4 protein-coding genes are annotated in these 4,896 nt (G+C 74.5%); 2 read left to right on the top strand and 2 right to left on the bottom strand.

Features of this window, described 5'->3' with window-relative positions; translation table 11 throughout:
- The first annotated feature begins 137 nt into the window (after positions 1-137).
- Both ACJA3G_RS30100 and ACJA3G_RS30095 read left to right on the top strand, forming a co-directional pair.
- Positions 138-929 carry a polysaccharide lyase family 7 protein gene (locus ACJA3G_RS30100; protein WP_406556202.1) on the top strand — a complete coding sequence of 264 codons (792 nt, stop codon included), beginning with the start codon at positions 138-140 and terminating at the stop codon, positions 927-929.
- Positions 930-964: 35 nt separating this feature from the next.
- Positions 965-3,295 carry a serine/threonine-protein kinase gene (locus ACJA3G_RS30095; protein WP_406556201.1) on the top strand — a complete coding sequence of 777 codons (2,331 nt, stop codon included), beginning with the start codon at positions 965-967 and terminating at the stop codon, positions 3,293-3,295.
- Between the two features lie 3 nt (positions 3,296-3,298).
- On the opposite strand, the gene ACJA3G_RS30090 is transcribed toward ACJA3G_RS30095, so the two are convergent.
- Both ACJA3G_RS30090 and ACJA3G_RS30085 read right to left on the bottom strand, forming a co-directional pair.
- Complete coding sequence (locus tag ACJA3G_RS30090) at positions 3,299-4,288, bottom strand: TolB family protein (protein ID WP_406556200.1); 990 nt, start codon at positions 4,286-4,288, stop codon at positions 3,299-3,301.
- The coding region (locus tag ACJA3G_RS30085; RefSeq protein ID WP_406556199.1) for an MFS transporter at positions 4,285-4,896 on the bottom strand (612 nt) is incomplete at its 5' end. The genes ACJA3G_RS30085 and ACJA3G_RS30090, both read right to left, overlap by 4 nt.

The following is a 4,896-nucleotide window of genomic DNA, read 5'->3' as shown; positions in this document are numbered from 1 at the left end:
GCCATTGACGCGGCCATCCCGGAGCTCTACGGTTCTCCGAGTTCACGTCACCACACAAGGTTCATACACATGAACCAGCGGCTCGAAGCCGAGCCCCGACCCGAGCATCTGTCCCCCCACATGACAGGACGCCCCCCATGCGCATCCGCTCCCTGCTCATATACGTGACCGCCGCAACCGCCGCCGGTGGCCTCGCCCTCCTCCCGCCCAGCGCCTCGGCCACCACGACCGGCGCTCTCGCCGACCCGTCGGTCGCGCCCGGCGGCAACTTCGACCTCTCCGTGTGGCAGCTCCAGGAGCCGGTCGGCTCGCCCGGCTCGCCGACCACGATCCCGTCGTCCCGGCTCCAGGGGGCCAACGGCTTCCAGGACGCGTACTTCTCCACCGACACCCGCGACGGCGCGATGACGTTCTGGGCGCCGGAAAAGGGCGTCACCACCCCCAACTCGCACTACGCCCGCTCCGAGCTGCGCGAGACGAACCGCGACGGCAGCGCCGCCAACTGGCCGCTGAGCGGCACCCACCGGCTCAACGCGACCCTGCGCGTGGTGTCCGTGACGTCGAACGTCTGTGTGGGGCAGATCCACCTCGGCACCGGCGGCTCGTCCACCAAGCCACTGCTGGAGCTGTACTACCGGGCCGGCGGCGACATCGTCCTCGGTACCGAGAACTCCCCGTCGGGCGGCCAGACCCTGCACACGGTGGGGCACGTGGCGGTCGGCAAGACGTGGAGCTACACCATTGGTGTGTCGGACGGCCACACGATCGACCTCACCGTCAACGGCACGACCACCCACTACGCCATCCCGTCGTCGTTCAACGGCTACAAGCAGTACTTCAAGGCCGGTTCGTACAACCAGTCGTCCTCCGACAGCACCACCAAGGGCGCCCGCGTCGGCTTCTACAAGCTCACCGTCTCCCACGGCTGAGCACGCGCGGCCCCCCGCTTCGCTATGTTGTCCTGGTGCGGCGGATCGGGGAGTTCACCCTGGAACGGCGGCTGGGCGCAGGCGGGATGGGCGTGGTGTACCTCGCGTGCAGCCCGACCGGGCGCCAGGTCGCGCTGAAGGTGATCCGGCCCGAGTACGCCGACGATCCGCACTTCAGGGCCCGCTTCCGCCGCGAGGTGGCGGCGGCCCGGAAGGTCAGCGGCGCGTTCACCGCCTCGGTGGTGGACGCGGCCCCCGACGGCGACCCGCCCTGGCTCGCCACCCAGTACGTACCGGCCGAGTCGCTGGCCGCGCGCGTGGGCTCGGGCGGTCCGCTGCCGGTGGCCGACATCGCCCGGCTGGCGGGCCAGTTGGCGGAGGCGCTGCGCGACATCCACCGCCAGGGGATCGTGCACCGGGACCTGAAGCCCGGCAACGTCCTGCTGGCCGAGGACGGCGCCCGCGTGATCGACTTCGGGATCGCCAAGGCGGTGTCGGAGAGCCGCGCACTGACCCGCACCGGCGCGATGGTCGGCACCCCGGCGTTCATGGCGCCCGAGCAGCTGTGCGGGCCGTACCGCGTCTCCTGCGCCACCGATGTGTTCGCGCTGGGTTCCGTGCTGGCGTTCGCGGCCATCGGCCGCAGTCCGTTCGAGGACGCCGAGGCGGCGGGCGCGGAGCCGATCGCCGCCGCGTTCGCCGTGGTGCACAAGCAGCCCGATCTCACCGGTGTGCCCCGCCCGTTGCACGCCCTCCTCATCCGCTGCCTGGACAAGGACCCCGGTCGGCGGCCCCTTCTGGACGAAGTGCTGCGCCTGGCCACCCGGGCGGGGGGATGCGAGGAGAGCGGGGCGCTCCCGGTGCGCGGCCGGTGGCGCCGCACGGCACCGGCCACCCTCGCTCTGCTCGCCGCCCTGCTGACCGGGGCCGACGCCCCGCCCTTCGCCGTGCTGTCCGCCGGCCACGGCTGCGCCACCGGTCAGCGCGCCATCGGCGAGGGCGCCAAGCGCACCTGCGTCGGCCTGCTCACCGGCACGTCCGCCCGGCCGGGGCCGTCGCGCTCCTCCGAGAGCGACCTGACTCCGGTCCTGAAGCTGATCCAGGCCGAGAACCGCCAGGTCGTCGAGGCCTCCACCGGGCGGGGCGCCCGGCCGTACGCCTCCGTCGTCTATCTGACGCCCATCACCGCCGAGTACGACGGCACCAGCATGATGGCGAGCGTCCGGCACGACCTGGAGGGCGCCTATCTCGCGCAGCGCGGGGCCAACCGGGAACCCGGCGCCGGGCCGGGGATCAGGGTGCTGGTCGCCCAGACCGGCGGCAGCTCCGAGCAGCGCGCGTACACGGTGGGGCAGGTGCTCCGGCGCCGACGGGCCGAGCACATCGTGGCCGCCGTCGGCCTCGGCGGCAGCACCGCCTCCAGCCAGGACATGATCGGGGAGCTGACCGCCGCGGGGCTGCCCGCGTTCGGCTCGGTGCTCACCGCCGACTCCTGGGCGGGCACGCCCGGTCTGCTCCGGGTCGCGCCCGCCAACGCCGACCAGGCCGCCGCCGCCGTACGGTTCCTGTCGACGGGGGAACGCGCCCGCGCCCGGTTCCTGCTCGTCGAGGACGTCGCGGCGGGCGACCAGTACACCAGCACGCTGGCCACGCAGTTCCGTGCCCGGATGCCCGCGGGCCGGCTGGCGGGCGCCCTGCTGTTCGACTCCGCCGCGCCCGGCCCCATCGACACCTTCCGCCGCCAGAGCGGCGAGCTGTGTGCCGTCCGGCCGGACGTCGTCTACTTCGCGGGCCGCGGCACCTCACTGCCCGCGTTCCTCACCGCGCTCGCCGAACGGCCCTGCCGGGACCGTCCGTTGACCGTCCTCTCCGGCGACGACACCACCCAGGTGGTGCGCACGGACGGCTTCGGCCCGCGGGAGCTGGCCGCGTCGCTGCGCACCGGCCGGATCGACCTCGTCTACACCGGGCTCGCGCACCCCGGGGCGTGGGACGTGGCGCCGCGCGCGTTCGCCCCGCGGGCCGTGGCCGCCTTCCGCGACGGCACGTTCGCCGCCGCGTTCCCCGGCTCGGGGCTCGACGACGGGCGGGCCATCATGATGTACGACACGGTGCTGCTCGCCACCAGGGCGCTGCGCACGACCCCGGCGGTGTCCGACCCGACGGCCACCGACGTCCACCGGACGCTCGCCGCGCTGCGCGCGGGCGCGGCGGTGGCGGGCGCGAGCGGCTGGATCTCCGTCGACGGCGACGGCGGGCCCCGGGACAAGGCCATCCCGGTCATCCGCATCGAGCCGAGCGGTCGCACCAGCACGATCGCCGTCACCTCCGCCGACGGCACCCCGTACGTCCCCGCCCGGCCGTGACGGTCACCGGACGGCCACCGGGGAGGAGCCGCCGGCCGCCAGCAGCCGGGGCCCGCCGGTGCCGTCCGCCGGGACGGACCAGATGTCGCTGGCCCGCCCACCGCGTCCCGGCAGCGCGTAGCCCACGGTCGCGTCGTCCAGCCACGCGGCCTGGTCGTCGACGCTGTGCGGCTCGGCCAGCGGGTGTTCGCGCATGCTCGCCAGATCGAGGACGTACAGCCGCCACGGCGCCCGGGGGTCGCCGGAGACCTTCTTCTTGAAGGCCAAGCGGGTCCCGTCCGGTGACAGCGAGGGGCATTCGGCGTTCTCCCGCAGCGCCTTCGCCGACCAGTCGCGCAGGTCGCCCTCGACGAGGCGGGTGCGGCCCCGGCTGGAGACGGTGGCGTAGAAGCGGTTGTCGTCGCGGGCGAAGGTGACGCCCCAGTAGTTGACGTCCGGCGCGTGGTAGCGGGCGCCGTCGACGGTCAGCGGGATGTCCTCGATGGACTTGATGAGGTAACCGGTGCGCAGGTCCAGGATGGAGGTCCGGGTGGAGAATCCGGAGGCGGCGTACGAGTCGCCGACGGCGAACGCGGTCCAGGACAGCAGCTGCCCCGAGGCGGAGACACGGGCCCGGTTGGGAATGCCGGGCACGGTCACCCGCCGCACCTCCCGGAACCGGCGGTCCAGTACGAGCGCCTGGGTACGGGCGGGCAGGCCCGGCAGTTTGCGCAGGCACAGGGCGTGTTCGCCCGCCGCGTAGAAACGTTCGCAGGACGGGCCGCCGCTGACGCGCTCCGCCCCCTCGCCCGCCAGCCGCGCGACCCGTCCGGTGGCCGAGTCGCGGAAGTACAGGCCGGGCACGTCCAGTCCGAAGGAGCCGTCGGCTTCGGCCTGTTGGGCGGGGCGGTCGCGGTGCCGGGCGTGCAGGACGTACCCGAGGGAGCCGCCCGCCAGCAGGAGCACGGCGACGACGACCAGGGCGAGCCGCAGACGGCGGTGGACGGGCCTCACGAAGCCTCCGGGGCGGATACGGGAGCGGGTACGGGAGCGGGAGCGGGCAGGACGCGCCAGGCGGCCAGGAGCGCGGCGGCGAGCACCGACCCCGCCAGCCACAGCGCGGGCCGCTGCCCCCACAGGGTCCAGGCGGCCCCGAAACCGGCCGCGCCCAGGAGCCGGGCCAGCGCCTGACCGGTCTGGAGCACCGCGAGTCCGCCCGCACGGCCGCGTACGGGCAGCAGCGGCCCGGCCAGAGCCATCAGCACCCCGTCCGTGGCGGCGTAGAAGACGCCGAGAAGGGCGAGTACGGCGACGACGGTCGGCCAGGCGAGCGGGGCGAGCAGCAGGGCGTACGCGCCGAGCAGGGCCGCGTGCCCGAGCAGGAACGGCAGCCGCCGCCCCGTCCGGTCGGCGATCCGGCCCACCGGGACGGCGAGCAGCAGATAGCCCGCGGCCGGGCCGAGGGGCAGCAGCGGGAACAGGGCGGTCGGCAGGTCGAGGCCGCGCTGGAGCAGCAGGTAGACGAAGGAGTCCCCGATGGTGGCGGCGCCGAGCAGGGCCGTCGCGTACAGCACCCGGCGGAAGACCGGGTCGCGCAGTGCCGTGCGGGGGCGGGCGGTCAC

Origin of the sequence: Streptomyces sp. YS-3 (genome assembly GCF_045257485.1) — a bacterium.
Classification (GTDB): Bacteria; Actinomycetota; Actinomycetes; order Streptomycetales; family Streptomycetaceae; genus Streptomyces.
Note: the sequence above shows the minus strand (reverse complement) of the source record. Positions and strands in the feature narration are given on the sequence as shown.